Raw genomic sequence first — 16,727 nt, forward strand, 5'->3', positions numbered from 1 at the left:
CGGACGGTGCGTGCAGTCGACCCTGTTCGTGCCGGATTCGATGGAGGACATGTTGAGAGTCAAGAAGACGATCGCGGTGGTCTCGGTGGCCATCGCCGCCGTGGGCATGCTCGCGGCGTGTGGTGGCGGGGGTGGGTCCTCGAGCGCCGAGGGCACCTACAGCCTGTACATCGGCCAGCCCGAGAACCCGCTCGTTCCCGGTAACACCACCGAGAGTGAGGGCAACCAGGTCCTCAAGGCCCTGTTCACGCCGTTGGTGAACTACAACGACGAGAGCAGCGAGGTCGAGTACACCGGCGTCGCCGAGTCGGTCGAGTCCGACGACCAGCAGAACTGGACGATCAAGCTCAAGCCGGACTGGACGTTCCACGACGGCACGCCCGTCGACGCGAAGTCCTACGTCGATGCGTGGAACTACACCGCGCTGAGCACCAACGCCTTCGGTGCCTCGTACTTCTTCGAGAACGTCCAGGGCTACGACGATCTGCAGGCCGCCGAGGGCGCTGAGCCCACCGCGACCACGATGACCGGCCTCGAGGCCGTGGACGACACCACGATTCGCGTGGCTCTGAAGGAGCCCTTCGCGATCTACCCGGTGACCCTGGGCTACAGCGCGTTCTCGCCGCTGCCCGAGGCGTTCTTCACCGATCCCGACGCCTTCGGACGTCGCCCGATCGGTAACGGCCCGTTCAAGGCCGACGAGGACTTCGTCGAGGGCCAGGGCATCACCCTGACCAAGTACGACGACTACAAGGGTGAGAACCCGGCACAGTCGCAGGGCGTGCAGTTCAAGGTCTACACGGAGCTGAGCACCGGCTACACCGACGTTCAGGCCGGCGGCCTCGACGTCATGCTGGATCTGCCGCCGGACGCCTGGGCGACCGCACGTGACCAGTTCGGTGACCGGTACGGCGAGCGCGCTCGCCCCGACATCACCTCGCTCGCGTTCCCGACCTACGACCCGCGTTTCTCGGATCCCCGTGTGCGTGAGGCGTTCTCGATGGCGATCGACCGTCAGGCCATCACCGAGGCCATCTTCACCAACACCCGCACGCCGGCCACCTCCTTCGGTTCGCCCGTCGTCGACGGCTACCGGGACGATGCCTGCGGCACCAAGTGCGAGCTGAACGCCGCTCAGGCCAACACGCTGCTCGACCAGGCCGGCTTCGACAGGTCGCAGCCGGTGGAGCTGTGGTTCAACGCCGGTGCGGCACACGACACCTGGATGACCGCCGTGGGCAACCAGCTGCGCACCAACCTCGGAGTCGACTACGTGCTCCGTGGCGATCTGCAGTTCGCGCAGTACCTCCCGCTGCAGGACGCGCAGGGCATGACCGGTCCGTTCCGTTCGGGCTGGATCATGGACTACCCGTCGCTGTACAACTTCCTGTCGCCGGTCTACAGCTCGGCAGCACTGCCGCCGGCGGGCTCGAATGTCAGCTTCTACTCCAACCCGGAGTTCGACGCCGCCCTCTCGCAGGGCAACAACGCGGAGTCGATCGACGCCGCGACGACCGAGTACCAGCGGGCCGAGGACATCCTGTTCCGCGACCTGCCGGCCACTCCGCTCTTCTACGGTCTGAACCAGGCCGTGTGGAGCGAGCGGGTCGACAACGTCAAGATCGACCTGTTCGGTGACATCGAGGTCGCGGACGTCACGGTCAGCTGACCTCTCTCTCGACTCGGTGGGGCGCCGTGCAGACGCAGGGCGCCCCACCGACGCGTGAACCGTGAGACCCCGAAGAGGAGAACCCAGTGGGTCGCTTCATCACGCGCCGATTGCTGTTGACCATCCCGGTCCTGATCGGCGCCTCGTTCCTGATCTTCGCGATGGTGTACGCCCTTCCCGGTGATCCCATCCGCGCGCTCGCGGGCGATCGCCCGCTCGCCCCGGCCGTCGTCGCGCAGTTGCGTGCGCAGTACAACCTCGACGACCCGTTCCTGGTGCAGTACGTCAAGTACGTCGGCGGGCTCCTGCAGGGTGACTTCGGTACCGACTTCGCCGGGCGCCCGGTGCTCGACACCATCTCCCAGCGTCTTCCGGTGACGGTGCGGCTGACCATCGTGGCCATCGTCTTCGAGGCCGTCATCGGCATCGCGGCCGGTGTGCTCTCCGGTCTGCGCCGCAACTCCTTCTTCGACAACCTCGTGCTGGTGTCGACGACGCTGCTGGTGTCGGTTCCCGTGTTCGTCTTCGGCTTCGTCGCCCAGTACCTCTTCGGCTACAAGTTCGACCTGTTCCCCATCGCGGGTATCAACGACGGGTGGTACAGCTACCTGCTGCCCGGCCTGGTCCTGGCGTCGCTGTCCATGGCGTACGTCGCGCGTCTCACGCGGTCCGCGGTGTCGGAGGCCATGGCGGCGGACTACATCCGCACCGCCCGCGCCAAGGGCGTGGGGTACCGGCGCATCGTCCTGCGTCACGCACTGCGCAACAGCATGATTCCCGTCGTGACGTTCATCGGCGCGGACATCGGTGCGTTGCTGGGCGGCGCCATCGTCACCGAGTCGGTGTTCAACCTGCCGGGCCTCGGACGCGCGATCTTCGACGCCGTGCAGCGTCAGGAAGGCGCGGTGGTCGTCGGCATCGTCACGCTGATGGTCTTCTTCTACATCTTCTTCAACCTCGTCGTGGACGTGCTCTACGCGCTCCTCGATCCCCGAATTCGATACGAGTAGGCGCTATGACCAACGATGCACAGCATGTCGCCGCCGAGGGCGAGCCGGGCAACGTCGTGACCGGTGAGGCACAGGAGCTGGTCGGCCAGGCGAGCCTGTGGGGTAACGCGTGGAAGAAGCTGCGGCGCAGCGTTTTCTTCTGGTTCGGTGCCGTCATCACCGCGGTGCTCGTCCTGATGGCCGTGGTGCCCCAGCTGTTCGCTCGCGGGATCGATCCGCGCGCCTGCGACCTGTCGGACACCCGGCTCTCGCCGAGCTCCGAGCACTGGTTCGGAACGGACCTGCAGGGATGCGACTACTACGCCAACGTCATCTACGGCGCCCGCATCTCGCTGACCATCGGACTGCTCGCCGTCATCGGCGTGCTGATCATCGGCGTCCTGATCGGCGCGCTCGCCGGGTACTTCGGCGGCGTTCTCGACAGCCTGCTCGCCCGCTTCACCGACATCTTCTTCGGCATCCCGCTCCTGCTCGGCGCGTTGGTCCTGCTCACCGTCACCAGTGAGCGGACCGTCACCACGGTGGCGCTGGCCCTCATCGCCTTCGGGTGGATGACGGCCATGCGGCTGGTCCGCTCGTCGGTCATCTCGATCAAGCAGAGCGAGTACGTGCAGGCCGCACAGGCACTGGGCGCGAGCACGTTCCGCATCCTGGTCCGCCACATCCTGCCCAACGCCCTCGCACCCGTGCTCGTGTACGCGACCATCGCCGTCGGCACGTTCATCGCGGCCGAGGCCACGCTGTCCTACCTGGGTATCGGGCTGCAGTTGCCGGCGATCTCGTGGGGCCTGCAGATCAACCTCGGCCAGAACTACATCTCCACCTCGCCGCACCTGGTGCTCTTCCCCGCCGGGTTCCTGTCGGTGACCGTGCTGGCCTTCATCCTCATGGGCGATGCGCTGCGAGATGCGCTCGACCCGAAACGGAGCTGACGGACATGAGTGACGACAAGACCGGCCCGATTCTCGGAGTCTCGGATCTGACGATCGACTTCGAAGTCGACAAGACGTGGCGTACAGCCGTACGGAACGTCTCGTTCGACCTCGCTCGCGGTGAAATCCTGGCCATCGTCGGCGAATCGGGCTCGGGTAAGTCCACCACCGCCATGGCGGTGCCCGGCCTGCTGGCCGACAACGCCCGCGTGAGCGGCAGCATCACGCTCAACGGTCGCGAACTGATCGGCCTGAAGGAACGTGAGCTGAACTCGGTGCGCGGCAAGGACATCGCCGTGATCTTCCAGGAGCCGATGACGGCTCTGAACCCCGTCTACACCATCGGGTGGCAGATCACCGAGGCCATCCGCGCGCACAGCGAGCTCGGTAAGGCGCAGGCCAAGGACCGTGTCATCGAGCTGCTGCGGCTCGTCGAGATGCCGGAGCCGGAGAAGCGCGTCAAGTACTACCCCCACCAGTTGTCCGGTGGCCAGCGCCAGCGCGCGATGATCGCCCAGGCGTTGGCATCCGAGCCGTCCGTGCTCATCGCGGACGAGCCGACCACGGCACTCGACGTGACCGTGCAGGCCGAGATCCTGCAGCTCATGCGCGACCTCCGCGGTCGGGTGAACGCGGCGATCCTGCTCATCACCCACGACATGGGCGTGGTCGCCGACATGGCCGACCGCATCCTCGTCATGCGCGGTGGCGACATCGTCGAGCAGGGCACCTCCGGCGACATCTTCCATCGTCCCGATCACGCCTACACCCGCGAACTCCTGGCCTCCGTGCCCCACCTCGGTTCCCGGACCGGGCAGGCGGGCACCGACGACACCCCCGACGTGCGGTACGCGCTCGAACTCGTCGACGCCGTCATCGAGTACCCGGGTTCGCGTCGCTCCGGTGGCTTCCGCGCGGTCGACGGGGTGAGCCTGAGCATCGAACCGGGCGAGGTGGTCGGTCTGGTCGGTGAGTCCGGATCGGGCAAGTCGACCATCGGCAAGGCAGCCGTCGGCCTGCTCAAGCTGCATTCGGGGTCGTTGTCCATCGCCGGAACGGACATCACGTCGATGTCGACCCGCGACCTGCGTCCGGTGCGCAGCAAGGTCGGCATCGTGTTCCAGGATCCGGGTTCGTCGCTGAACCCGCGGTGGCCCATCGGCCAGTCGATCGGCGAACCGATGCTGCTGCACACCGAGATGGACCGTGGTCAGCGCAACACCAAGATCGAGGAGTTGCTCGATCAGGTGCACCTGTCGCGGGACATGCGCAACCGCTACCCGCATCAGCTGTCGGGTGGTCAGCGCCAGCGTGTCGGCATCGCCCGCGCCCTGGCTCTCGAACCCACCCTCCTCGTCGCGGACGAGCCGACGTCCGCGCTCGACGTGTCCGTACAGGCCAAGGTGCTCGAGCTCTTCCAGGAGCTGCAGCGGGAGTACGGCTTCGCATGCCTGTTCATCAGCCACGACCTCGCCGTGGTCGAGGTGCTGGCTCGCCGCATCGCGGTCATGAGTGCGGGCAAGCTGGTGGAGTTCGATCGGACCGACACCATCCTGCGCTCGCCGGCCGACCCGTACACGAAGCGGCTGCTCGCCGCGGTGCCCGTTCCGGACCCGGAGCAGCAGGCCGTCCGGCGCCGCGAGCGTGCCGAGTTGATGGCTGCCGAGCGGAACGCCGGATCCGCCGCGACGTAGGACCACCGATAGCCTGACCGGATGACCAGCTCAGCCACAGATCCCCTCGGCCCGATCCTGGAGCTCGAGGGGGTGCGCGACGCCGCCGAGCGGGCGCGGAACGCGTTGGGCGAGGTGCACCGGCACAAGGCCAACCGGCGCGGATGGAAGGCGACGGCAGCCGAGGCGGCGGTCCGGGCCGCGCGGGCCTCCGCCGCGATGGAGGGTTCCTCCACGGCGATGCCCGAGGACGGTGAGGCCGCTCCGCCCCTGCTCGCCGGCGCGCTGCGGGTGGCCCAGGCTCTCGACGGCGACTCCCTGCCGATCATGGTGGGCGTCTGGCAGCGGGCGCCGCTGCAGGCACTCGCGCGGCTGCACCTCCTGGCCGCCGCGGACCTGGCGACGACACAGGACGATCTCGGACGACCCCGTGCGGACGCAGCCGACCGCCTGGCGTTCCTGGCGGATCTCGTGACCGGCGCCACGAAGGCGCCCGCCCCGGTGCTGGCCGCCGTGGTGCACGGAGAACTGTTGGCGCTGAAGCCGTTCGGCACGGCCGACGGCATCGTGGCCCGGGCGGCCTCGCGGCTGGTGGCCGTGTCCACGGGCTTCGACCCCCACAATCTCGGTGTCCCGGAGATCAGTTGGGCGAAGCGGCTCGCCGCGTACCGCACCGGCGCCGACGGTTTCGCCCGCGGCACCGAGCAGGGCGTGGGGAGCTGGGTGCTGTTGTGCTGCGGCACCTTCGAGGCCGGAGCGGCCGAGGCGACCACCATCGCGGACAACTCCGTCTGACGCATGAAACGGGCGACGCTGCCGAGTTCTCACCTCGACGACGTCGCCCGTCAGCACGAACGTCGGTTACCAGGCGTGCAGAGTGGGTTGCGGCGGAGCGGACTCCGCGAGGCCTCGGCGAGAAATCGTGCGCCCGGGACTCGTGTCCGCAACCAGTGCGAAGTTCTCATCCCTGATGCGCGACTTTCGCAGGCCCACAACGCTTGTGCCATCATAGCGGCGCGCTACGCGTGGGTACTGATCGGTCGTGCTGGGGAAAGCCCGGCTGGGAGAGCGATCCTTCTCTTCCGGCCCGCTCTTGGCCTTCCGTCTTCCCGTACGACCATTTGTACTCTGTGACTCGCGCCACAGCAAGGGTTTCGCGAACCCGATCGATTCAGCGTCGCCGATGCAGCAGCGTGTACGTCGCGGCGCCCGCGGCCAGGGCGCCGAACGAGACGGCGGCCATGCCGGCCACCGTGCCCGACGACGGGGCCTGGAACCGGGCGCGCAGCGAGACCGGGTCGGAGAACGTGAGGATCGGCCATCCCCTGGCCGACGCCTCGCGGCGCAGGCCTCGATCCGGGTTCACCGCGGTGGGATGTCCGACCGCGTCGAGCATCGGCAGATCGGTGATCGAGTCCGAGTAGGCGTAGGACCGAGACAGGTCGTATCCCTCGCGCTCGGCCAACTCCTCCATGGCGGTGACCTTGCCGGGCCCGTAGCAGTAGAACGAGAGCTCGCCCGTGTACTTGCCGTCCTCGACGGCCATCCGGGTACCCATGTCGTGGTCCACGCCCAGAGCCTCCGCGATGGGCGCCACGACCTCCTCGCCGGAGGCCGAGACGATGACGACGTCGTGGCCGCGCAGCTTGTGGTCGGCGATGAGGTCGGCAGCCTCGGCGAAGACCAGCGGATCGACGATGTCGTGCAACGTCTCGGCGACGATGGCTCGGACCTGCTCGACGTCCCAGCCGGTACACATGTTGGCGATGTGGATGCGCATCCGTTCCATCTGGTCGTGATCCGCGCCCGACACCAGGAACAGGAACTGCGCGTAGCTGCTCTTGAGCACGCTCCGGCGGTTGATGAGACCCCCGTCGAAGAAGGGCTTGCTGAAGGCCAGCGTCGAGGACTTGGCGATGATCGTCTTGTCCAGATCGAAGAACGCGGCGACGCGGCCGGGGGCGTCCGGGCGGAGGGGTGTGCTCACCCCGTCAGCCTAAGGGTGCCCGGAGGTGGATCGCGGGTCACGGTGTCTCCACCTGCTTCGACGGCGCGACGGACCGACGGTCGTCCGTGTCGGTGCGGGTGGTCGGCGGTGTAAGATTTCGACTACCCGGTCTCGAACCGGGCGTGTTCAGCCCGACCCCCCGGGGCTGAACTCCGACGACCCCCGCCTCCTCCCCCCCCCCCTGGCGGGGGTCGTCCCCTACTTCCGGTGCGCTAGCACCTTCTCCGCGCTGGCGCAGGCGCCGTCCCCGGGTACCGAGTTGTCCACAGGTTCGGCTCGTCGCCCTGGCGGACCGACCGCGGACGCCGCACGATCGACGGCGTGACCGACCTCGATTCAGCACTCCTGGTGATCGTGCCCGACACCGCACTCTCCGATCGCGTCCGGCGCATCGCCGCCGCCGCGGGTCGGGAGTCGTCGCACCTCGGCGCGCTGCCGGACCGCGCGCTGTGGCAGTCCTCGGACGTCGTCGTGCTGGGAACTGCAGCTGCCGAACGAGCAGTGCGGGAACACCTTCCGAGGCATCCCGGTGTCGTCGTGGTGACCGACGGACCGGCGGACGTCGAGGCCTGGCAGAGCGCGTCGCGGCTCGGCACCTCCCGTGTGCTCGCGCTGCCGGCGCAGGAGGCCGATCTCATGGGGGTGCTGTCCGCGGCCGCACGCGTCCCCGTCGGTGGCGGTGTGGTCGTGACGGTGGTGGGCGGTTGCGGCGGCGCCGGTGCGTCCGTGTTCGCCGCGGCATCGGCCGTCGTCGCGTCCCGGTCCGGGCGCACCGTGTTGGTGGACGGAGACGCGGCGGGCGGCGGGATGGACCTCGTCACGGGACTAGACGGCACACCGGGCCTGCGCTGGCCGGAACTGGTGATCGACGGCGGAACCGTCACGGCGGAGGCACTGCATCACGCGCTGCCCGGGCGCGGCGATCTGGCGGTGCTCTCGACCCGGCGCGAGCAGACGAACACCATCACGGCAGCGGCCTGGCGCGCCGTCGTCGACGCCGGAGTCACGGCGGGCGAGGTCGTCGTGTGCGACGTACCGCGCGCAGGCCCCATTCACGAGATGTCCGTGCAGGCGGCAGATCTGGTGGTCGTGCTGGTCCCGGCGACGGTGCGGTCGGCCGCGGCGGCGCAGTGTCTCGCCCGGTCGATCACCTCGACATCGGCCAACGTGGGAGTGGTGGTCCGCGGTCCCGCGCCGTCCGGACTGACGGCCGCGGAGGTGGCCGACGTGGTGGGTCTTCCCCTGCTCGCCTCCGTGCGCCCCGAGCGTCGACTCGCCGCGATGCTCGACGGGCGTGGACTGGTCCTCGGCCGCCGATCTCCCCTGGCGCGAGCTGCCGGCGACGTCCTGGCACTGCTCACCTCGGCGCCCACGACATGACGGGATGGGTGTCGACGGATCTGCTCGATCGCGTCCGGGTGCGCCTCGTCGACGCCGACCGGGATCCGACGCCCGCCCTCATCGCGGAGGCGCTCCGGGCCGAGGCGGGCGGCGTGCTCGGTGACGCGGATCTGCTGCGCGCACTGCATCTCCTGGACACCGAGTTCCGCGGTGCCGGCGTGCTCGACGCCGTCCTGCGCGAGCCCGGCGTGACCGACGTGTTGGTCACCGGACCCGACGACGTGTGGGTGGACCGGGGGCAGGGTCTGCGGCGAGCCGGCGTCGGGTTCGGGGACGAGGCCGCCGTGCGCCGCCTCGCCCAGCGGCTGGCGCTGTCGGCCGGGCGGCGGCTCGACGATGCGCAGCCGTGGGTGGACGGTCGTCTGCCCGGAATCGATCCCGGGTCGTTCGGAGTGCGACTGCACGCCGTTCTCGCGCCGGTGGCGCAGGGCGGGACGTGCCTGTCGCTCCGCGTGCTCCGTCCCGCGACGCAGGGTCTGGCAGCGCTCGCCGCGACCGGCGCGTTCGCCGACGGCGCCGAGGATCTGTTGCGCCGCATCGTGTCCGGACGCCTGGCCTTCCTCGTGGTCGGTGGTACCGGGACAGGGAAGACCACCCTGCTGGCGGCACTGCTCGGTGAGGTGGACGCGGCGGAGCGCATCATCTGTGTCGAGGACGCCGCCGAACTGGCGCCCTCGCACCCCCACGTGGTGCGGCTCGTCGCCCGGCCCGCGAACGTGGAGGGAGTGGGTCAGGTGGGGGTGCGCGATCTGGTGCGTCAGGCCCTGCGCATGCGTCCCGATCGCATCGTGGTGGGCGAGGTCCGCGGTGCCGAGGTCGTCGACCTGCTCACCGCGCTCAACACCGGACACGACGGCGGTGCGGGCACCGTGCACGCCAACTCACCCGACGAGGTACCCGCACGACTCGAAGCGCTGGCGGCCCTCGGTGGCATGGACCGGGCGGCGTTGCACAGCCAGTTCGCCGCCGCGGTGCAGGTGGTGCTGCACACCGCCCGCACGCCGAGCGGGAAGCGTGTGCTGTCGTCCATCGGCGTGCTCGAACGGGACGACCGCGGGCTGTGCACCGTGGTCGACGCCTGGTCGCGAACGCGGGCACGAGGTCCAGGACTCGACGCTCTCACCGCGATCCTGCGCCGACGGGAGGGGTCCGCGTGATGCTCGCGGCGGTCTGTCTCGCGGCGGCTCTGCTGGTGCTGCCCTGCACGGATGCGCGCCGGCGCCTCGGACCGGTGCGCCGACACTCGCTCGTGTCCGTGCGAGTGCCGGCGCCTGCCTGGATACCGGTGGCGGCAGGCGTGGCAGCGCTGGGCCTCGGTGCCGCGGCGGGCGCTGCGGTGGCCGTCGTGCTGGGAACCGTCGCCCTGCGGCGCGGCCGAGGCGCCGTGCGGGCGGACCGGCGGCGCGCGGGGGACACCCTGGCGGCAGCGCTCGAGACGATGGTGGCCGAACTCCGCGTAGGAGCCCACCCGGCCACGGCCTGCCGCACCGCTGCACGCGAGCACCCCGGGCCGGTCGGCACCGTCTTCGCCGCGGCCGCGGCTCGTGCGGAACTGGGCGGCACGATGTCGGATGCCGTGCGTGTCGGCGGACACGGGCCGGCGTGGGATCGGGTGGGTGCCGTGTGGCGCGTGGCCGAGGTGCACGGGCTGGGTCTCGCGGCACTGCTCGACGCGGTGCGCTCCGATCTGCGCGATCGCGGACGCTCGGCCCGGCGCATCGAGGCGTCCATGGCCGGCCCGCGCGCCACGGCGATGGTCCTCGCCGCGCTGCCCGCCGTCGGCGTCCTGCTCGGCCAGGCCATGGGCGCAGCGCCCCTCGCGGTTCTCACCGGAGGCGGCGCCGGCGGCATCATGCTGGTCGTCGGAGTGGCCCTCGCCTGCGCCGGGCTGCTCTGGACCGACGCCATCGTCGCGAAGGTGGCACCGTGACGATCACTCTCGTGCTCCTCGCCGCCGCGGTGCTCGCGCTCCCGCCCGCCGTCGGTGTGCGCGCCCGGCTCCGGGTGCCGGGCGCGAACGGTTCCGCATCGGTGGGGGTGGCGCCGACGGACCACCACGCCACCGCGGGCGCGTTGGACCTGCTGTCCGCCTGTCTCCGTGGGGGACTCGACATCGGCAGCGCATCCTCGGCGGTGTCCTCCGTCGCGCCCGAACCCATGGCGTCGGCACTGCGCCGCGCCGCCCAGTTGCTCACTCTCGGAGCGGATCCCGATGCAGCCTGGTCGGCGCTGGCGGCGCATCCCGACACCGAGTCGGTGGCACGCGTCATCCTCCGCTCGGCGCGGTCGGGAACCTCGATGGCCGACGCGACCGCCGAGGCGGCAGCCGATCTGCGCGTGCGGGCCGACGATGCCGCCGCTGCCGCGGGCGAACGCGCCGGAGTCATGGTGAGCGGACCGCTGGGGCTGTGCTTCCTGCCCGCGTTCGTCTGCCTCGGCATCGTGCCCGTGGTGATCGGGCTGGCCGGGTCCGTCCTGAACGGCGGGGTGATGTGACCCCCGCCCGAGAACGCCGAGGGGGAACGTCCTCCTCGGAACACGAAGGGGGAGAACATGAGCAAGTTCCTGACCGAGGTGGGCGCGCGCATCCTGATGGTGGCGCGGGAGGACGACGGGATGTCGACGGCCGAGTACGCCATCGGAACCATCGCGGCGGCGGCGTTCGGTGCCGTGCTCTACACGGTGGTGACGGGCGACAGCATCGTGACCGCGCTGACGTCGATCATCGACAAGGCGCTGCAGACGCAGGTCTGACGGGGGACTCGGGTCTCACGGGCGACAGCGGGGCGGTGACGGTCGAGGCGGCGCTGGCGATCTCGTCGATCGTCGCCGTCCTGGTGTTGTGCCTCGGTGCGCTGGTCACCGTCACCGAGCACATCCGGTGCATCGACGCGGCGCGGGAGGGTGCCCGGCTCTCGGCGCTCGGAGACGAGAGCGCGGTGACGTCGGCGACGGTGGTGGCCCCGCCCGGTGCGCGGGTGACGGTATCGCGCGTCGGCGATCTGGTGACGGTGCGGGTGGAGGCGTCGTCGCCGCTGCCGGGGTTGACGGTGTCCGCGAGTGCGGTGGCGACGGCGGAGCCGACGGGTGGATGACCGCGGTTCGGCGACCGTGGTGGGGGCATTCGTCACGGCGGCGCTGGTGGTGGTGACCGCGGCGGTGGTCTCGGTGGGTGCCGCCGTCTCGGCCCGTCATCAGGCGCAGTCGGCGGCGGACCTCGCTGCGCTGGCGGGTGCCGCCGCACTGACGTCGGGGTCCGAGGCGGGGTGCGCGGCGGCGACGGCGTCGGCTGCCCGGATGGATGCGGTGCTGGACGGATGCGCGGTGGAGGAGTGGGACGTGCAGGTCCGGGTGCGGGTGCGGATCGCGCTGCTGCGCTTCGGGGAGAGGGACGCGGTGGCCTCTGCGCGGGCGGGGCCGGTGGAGCAGTGATCGTGGACCAGCACCTCGGTATGTCGGTCAGCGCGACTCGGCGAGCCTGCGTACTTCCGGTGCGACGGGGCGGCCGGTCTTCACACTGGCGGCCACGGCGGCTCGTGCAGCAGCCCGCCTCACAGAGACACGCAACTGGTGCCTCGGTGATCGTGGACTATCGACCCCGGATTCCGGGGCCTGGATTCCACGATCGCGCCAGCAGGAGCACGCCCATGCCGATGGTCCACACGTTCAGGGTGTCGAGGGTGAGCCGCTCGGTGACACCCGAGCCCAGTCCCCATTTCCCGGGGCTGAGGAAGGCGATGCCGCCCACCACGGCGATCGCACTGCAGGCGTAGGTGAATCGCGAGGCGACTCGACCGACGGATCGTGCGACACACAGCATTCCGGCGAGCTGCAGGCCGAAGTGCACCTGCGCCGCGACGGTGTGGGGGACCGGTGCGACGTCCATCGGGAGGAACCCGACGGCGCACGTCGCGAGACCGGAGAGCGCCACGAGGATCCACCCCGTCCGTGCGATGCCCACCGAGGGACGTAACAGGAGCGCCGCGCCCGCTGCGGTGGCGCCGCCCACGGCCACGAACGTCGCGTTCATGACGACGTGGTCGGGCGAGCAGTAGTCGGTGCACGTCGCCGCACCGAGGGCGCTGATGACGTCGTCACGCCAGCTGTACGGGGTGGTCCAGGAACGCGAGACGATCACCTGCATCGGCCAGTAGAGGACTGTGGCGATCCACAAGGAGGCGACGCTCCGACGCAGGGTCATGACACGACGGTAGACACCGGCGTCGTGACCGGCGCATCATGAGGTGAGTCACACGTGTGACGTGCGGTAACGCGCAACCGGGTTATCGCAGGCCGAGCATCGGGGGAATCGGAATGTCGAGAGTGGCGGACGTCAAGGACGAGGCACGATCGCGGCTGCGGTGGTTCGCGGTGCACGGAGTGGTGCGCTTCTTCGCCAAACGCGGCATCAAGATCGGTGACCCGCAGGCCAAGCTCATCGCCGATCCGGTGACTCGCGCGAACCCCGGTGTCGTCTACCAGGAGATTCGCGACCGGGGAAAGATCGTCAAGGGCCGCGTCGCCTACCTCACCGTCGACCACGGGCTGATCTTCGACCTCCTGCGCTCGGACGACTACCGCACCGTCGTCGTGGGCGGCAATCTCCCGAAGCCGCTGCGGGCGATCGAGCGTCGCACCCGAACCGCCGCTCTGCACCCGCTGGCGCCGCCGTCGCTGCTGTCGGTCGAGCCGCCCTCGCACACCCGCTACCGCAAGCTGGTGTCGTCGGTGTTCACCGCGCGCGCCGTCAACGCGATGCGCGACAACGTGCAGCTGGTGGCCGACACGCTTCTCGACGAACTCGTGGCCGCGGGCGGCGGCACGGTCGACATCGTGTCGTCGTACTGCGCCAAGCTTCCGGTCGCCGTCATCGGTGACATCCTCGGCGTGCCGGAGGCGGACCGCGACAAGGTGCTCGAGTTCGGCGAACTCGCGGCGCCCAGTCTCGACGTCGGCCTGACGTGGTCGCAGTTCCGCGAGGTCGAGCAGGGCCTCGAGGGCTTCGACCGGTGGCTCGCCACCCACATCGCGGGACTGCGCGACAACCCGGGCGACGATCTGATGAGTCAGCTCATCGCGGCGTCCGAGGACGGGGTATACCTGAACGATCGGGAACTCCGCGCCACCGCGGGTCTGGTGTTGGCGGCAGGGTTCGAGACGACGGTCAACCTGCTCGGCAGCGGCATCAATCTGCTGATGAACAACCCCGACCAGCTCGCGCGACTGCAGGACGATCCGTCGCTGTGGGGAACGGCCGTCGACGAGATGCTGCGGCTCGAGTCGCCGGTGCAGATGACGGCCCGCGTCGCGAAGGGTTCCGTCACCCTCGAAGGCATGGACCTCGAGGCCGGCGATCTGGTGGTGTGCGTCCTCGCGGCCGGTAATCGGGACCCGCAGGTCTTCGACGACGCCGACACCTTCGACGTCGGTCGGTCCAACGCCAACAAGCACCTGTCGTTCTCGGGTGGGCGCCACTACTGCCTCGGCGCCGCACTCGCGCGCGCGGAGAGCGAGGTGGGACTGCGCACGCTGTTCGACCGCTTCCCGCATCTGTCGTCGGCCGGCACCGGCGTCAAGCGGGACACCCGTGTGCTGCACGGGTTCCGCACGCTACCGGTGGCGCTCGGCGAACCGGCCACCGTGTCGGCCTAACCCTCCAGACAAGCGAGGACGGCGTCGAGCACGCGCACGGCGCCGTCCTTGTCCAACGGATCGTTTCCGTTGCCGCACTTGGGTGACTGCACGCAGGACGGGCACCCCGAGACACACTCGCACGACGCGATGGCCTCGCGGGTCGCGGAGAGCCAGGTGCCGATGACGGCGTGGCCGCGGTCGGCGAATCCGGCGCCACCGTCGTACCCGTCGTAGACGAAGACCGTCGGCAGGCCGGTGTCGGCGTGCAGTGCCGTCGACACGCCGCCGATGTCCCATCGGTCGCATGTCGCGACGAGGGGCAGCAGACCGATGGCCGCGTGCTCCGCCGCGTGGAGCGACCCGGGGACACGTTCGGCGGTCACGCCGGCGGACTCGAGCAACTCCGGCGTGATCGTGTACATGACTGCGCGCGTGTGGAGTTCCTGCATCGGCATGTCGAGTTCCACAGAGTCGAGAATCTCTCCGGACGGCAGTCTGCGGAGGTATCCGACCACCTGGTGGCTCACCTGGACCTGCACCAACGCGACGTCGACCTCCCCGTACGACTGCTGTTCGTGCACGTCCTCGATCACGATGTCGGTGATCTCGCGCGCCGAGGTGGTCCACTCGGGCTCCTCGGGGTGCACCACCGCGAGGCCTTCCTCGAAGTCGAGCGTGTCCACGACGAACGACTCGCCCTGATGGATGTGGACAGCGCCGGGGTGGGTCGTCGAGGGCGCGCGGCCGGCGTCGACGGTGCCGAGCATGCGTCCGGTGGAGCCGTCGACGATCGCGATCTGCGACCCGATACCGCCCCGGATGTCCACCGCCGCATGGGGGGTCGCGTCCGCGGTGATGTACCACCCGTGCGGCCGACGGCGGAGCAGACCCCGGTCCGCGAGGGACTGCGCGACGTCCTGAGCGCCGAGCTCGATCACCTCGTCGTCGGTCAGCGGGAGTTCCATGGCCGCGCAGAGCAGCTGTGGCCCCAGCACGTAGGGGTTGGTGGGATCGGTGACCGTCGCCTCGATGGGCTTGTCCAGCAACGCGGCCGGATGGTGCACGAGGTACGTGTCGAGCGGGTCGTCCCGGCCCACCAGGATCACCAGCGATCCCTGGCCGCGGCGACCGGAGCGGCCGGCCTGCTGCCAGAACGACGCGACCGTCCCCGGGAAGCCGGCGACGACGACGGCGTCGAGCCCCGCGATGTCGACGCCGAGCTCGAGTGCGTTGGTGGTGGCCACGCCGAGCAGGGTGCCGTCGGACAGCGACCGCTCTAGTTCGCGGCGGTCGTCGGCGAGGTATCCGGCCCGGTATGCCGCGATGCGCTGCGGCAGATCGGGATCGACGTCCGCGAGCAGCCGCGCGGTACCCAGTGCCGTCAGCTCCGCGCCGCGTCGGGAACGGACGAACGTCAGTGTTCGGGCGCCCTCGACGACGAGGTCGGCCATGATGCGTGCGGCCTCGGAACCGGCGGCGCGCCGGATCGGCGCCCCGTTCTCACCCGTGACGTCCAGAAGCGGTGGCTCCCACAGGGCGACGGTCCGGGGACCGTGGGGAGATCCGTCCTCGGTGATCTCCTCGCACGGTGCACCGACCAGGCGACTGGCCGCAGCCCCGGGATTCGACGCGGTGGCGCTGGCGAGAACGACGACGGGCGCGGCGCCGTAGCGCGCGGCGATGCGCCGGAGTCGTCGCAGGATCAGGGCGACGTTGGAGCCGAACACCCCTCGATACGAATGACATTCGTCAACGACGACGTACGCCAGGTTGCGGAAGAAGTGCGCCCACCGCTGATGGCCCTTGAGCAGCGAGATGTGCAGCATGTCGGGGTTGGTGAAGATCCACCGTGAATTCGCCCGGGCCCACTGGCGCACCTCGAGGGGTGTGTCGCCGTCGTACGCACTCGGTGCGATGTCCGGGAAGCCCCGCGCGGCGAGCGAGTCCGTCATGTCCACTGCAGCCCGAAGCTGGTCTGCCCCCAGCGCCTTGGTGGGCGCGAGGTAGAGCGCGGTGGCACGCGCGTCGGTCGACAGACGGGACAGCACGGGCATCCGGTACGCCAGCGACTTGCCCGACGCCGTGCCCGTCGAGACCACCACGTTGCGGCCCGACCACGCGAGCGACGCGGCCTCTGCCTGGTGGGTCCACGGCTGCGGGATCCCGCAGTCCTGGAAGACCTCGACGACCGCGGGCTCGAGCCACTGCGGCCATGCGGCGTACCGGGACTCACGTCCCGGCAGCTCCGCCGCATGGGTCAGCGGAGACTCTCCCGGCGGCGTTCCCGCCAGCGCTCGTCCGAGCAGCATTCCGCCGAACGAGGAGGCCGGTGCGTCGGTCGTCGTGCTCACTGTCTCTCACTCCCTCGGTGCTCGTGTCGATCGTAGAAGAACGGGCGGA

General features: G+C 70.0%; 16 protein-coding genes. 13 read left to right on the forward strand and 3 right to left on the reverse strand.

Annotated elements, in window-relative coordinates; genetic code table 11:
• The first annotated feature begins 52 nt into the window (after positions 1-52).
• From ASG69_RS19310 to ASG69_RS19330, 5 genes are all read left to right on the forward strand, one after another.
• Positions 53-1,669 carry a peptide ABC transporter substrate-binding protein gene (locus tag ASG69_RS19310; protein ID WP_027506698.1) on the forward strand — a complete coding sequence of 539 codons (1,617 nt, stop codon included), beginning with the start codon at positions 53-55 and terminating at the stop codon, positions 1,667-1,669.
• An 86-nt stretch (positions 1,670-1,755) separates the two neighbouring features.
• Positions 1,756-2,679, forward strand: coding sequence for an ABC transporter permease (locus ASG69_RS19315; protein WP_027506699.1), 924 nt, complete (start codon positions 1,756-1,758; stop codon positions 2,677-2,679).
• Positions 2,680-2,684: 5 nt separating this feature from the next.
• Positions 2,685-3,611: an ABC transporter permease gene (locus ASG69_RS19320; RefSeq protein WP_051613564.1), complete on the forward strand. Its 927-nt coding sequence runs from the start codon at positions 2,685-2,687 to the stop codon at positions 3,609-3,611.
• A 5-nt stretch (positions 3,612-3,616) separates the two neighbouring features.
• The gene (locus ASG69_RS19325; RefSeq protein WP_056443382.1) at positions 3,617-5,305 is read left to right on the forward strand and encodes an ABC transporter ATP-binding protein; all 1,689 of its coding nucleotides are present in this window, start codon (positions 3,617-3,619) and stop codon (positions 5,303-5,305) included.
• Between the two features lie 21 nt (positions 5,306-5,326).
• On the forward strand, positions 5,327-6,079 hold the full coding sequence (locus ASG69_RS19330; RefSeq protein ID WP_056443385.1) for a hypothetical protein: 753 nt from the start codon (positions 5,327-5,329) through the stop codon (positions 6,077-6,079).
• A gap of 376 nt (positions 6,080-6,455) precedes the next feature.
• Here the strand turns inward: ASG69_RS19330 and ASG69_RS19335 are convergent, their stop codons facing one another.
• Entirely contained in the window at positions 6,456-7,271 is an 816-nt protein-coding gene (locus ASG69_RS19335) for an HAD-IB family hydrolase (protein ID WP_056443389.1), read from the reverse strand.
• 342 nt (positions 7,272-7,613) lie between these two features.
• Here ASG69_RS19335 and ssd point away from each other — a divergent pair, with 342 nt between their 5' ends.
• Genes ssd through ASG69_RS19370 form a run of 7 tightly spaced genes read left to right on the forward strand, consistent with a single transcriptional unit; the run spans position 7,614 to position 12,125 of the window.
• Positions 7,614-8,672: a septum site-determining protein Ssd gene (ssd, locus tag ASG69_RS19340; protein ID WP_056443393.1), complete on the forward strand. Its 1,059-nt coding sequence runs from the start codon at positions 7,614-7,616 to the stop codon at positions 8,670-8,672.
• Positions 8,669-9,850 (forward strand): TadA family conjugal transfer-associated ATPase, encoded by a 1,182-nt coding sequence (locus tag ASG69_RS19345; protein WP_056443395.1) that lies wholly within the window; start codon positions 8,669-8,671, stop codon positions 9,848-9,850. Before ssd ends, ASG69_RS19345 begins: the two co-directional genes overlap by 4 nt.
• Positions 9,850-10,623 carry a type II secretion system F family protein gene (locus tag ASG69_RS19350; RefSeq protein ID WP_056443398.1) on the forward strand — a complete coding sequence of 258 codons (774 nt, stop codon included), beginning with the start codon at positions 9,850-9,852 and terminating at the stop codon, positions 10,621-10,623. Before ASG69_RS19345 ends, ASG69_RS19350 begins: the two co-directional genes overlap by 1 nt.
• Positions 10,620-11,189, forward strand: coding sequence for a type II secretion system F family protein (locus ASG69_RS19355; protein ID WP_027506706.1), 570 nt, complete (start codon positions 10,620-10,622; stop codon positions 11,187-11,189). Before ASG69_RS19350 ends, ASG69_RS19355 begins: the two co-directional genes overlap by 4 nt.
• Before the next feature lie 57 nt (positions 11,190-11,246).
• Positions 11,247-11,447 carry a DUF4244 domain-containing protein gene (locus tag ASG69_RS19360; RefSeq protein WP_027506707.1) on the forward strand — a complete coding sequence of 67 codons (201 nt, stop codon included), beginning with the start codon at positions 11,247-11,249 and terminating at the stop codon, positions 11,445-11,447.
• Between the two features lie 35 nt (positions 11,448-11,482).
• Complete coding sequence (locus tag ASG69_RS19365) at positions 11,483-11,788, forward strand: TadE family type IV pilus minor pilin (protein WP_197027832.1); 306 nt, start codon at positions 11,483-11,485, stop codon at positions 11,786-11,788.
• Complete coding sequence (locus tag ASG69_RS19370; protein WP_037186496.1) at positions 11,781-12,125, forward strand: Rv3654c family TadE-like protein; 345 nt, start codon at positions 11,781-11,783, stop codon at positions 12,123-12,125. Before ASG69_RS19365 ends, ASG69_RS19370 begins: the two co-directional genes overlap by 8 nt.
• A 157-nt stretch (positions 12,126-12,282) precedes the next feature.
• Here ASG69_RS19370 and ASG69_RS19375 read toward each other — a convergent pair whose 3' ends face one another.
• Complete coding sequence (locus ASG69_RS19375; RefSeq protein ID WP_056443401.1) at positions 12,283-12,894, reverse strand: DUF998 domain-containing protein; 612 nt, start codon at positions 12,892-12,894, stop codon at positions 12,283-12,285.
• 113 nt (positions 12,895-13,007) lie between these two features.
• Between ASG69_RS19375 and ASG69_RS19380 the strand changes: the two genes are divergently transcribed.
• Positions 13,008-14,345 (forward strand): cytochrome P450, encoded by a 1,338-nt coding sequence (locus ASG69_RS19380; RefSeq protein WP_056443404.1) that lies wholly within the window; start codon positions 13,008-13,010, stop codon positions 14,343-14,345.
• Here the strand turns inward: ASG69_RS19380 and ASG69_RS19385 are convergent.
• Entirely contained in the window at positions 14,342-16,636 is a 2,295-nt protein-coding gene (locus ASG69_RS19385; protein WP_056444270.1) for a DEAD/DEAH box helicase, read from the reverse strand. The two genes, ASG69_RS19380 and ASG69_RS19385, sit on opposite strands and share 4 nt — an antisense overlap.
• Positions 16,637-16,727 lie beyond the last annotated feature (91 nt).

It is taken from the genome of Rhodococcus sp. Leaf225 (assembly GCF_001426145.1).
Classification (GTDB): Bacteria; Actinomycetota; Actinomycetes; order Mycobacteriales; family Mycobacteriaceae; genus Rhodococcoides.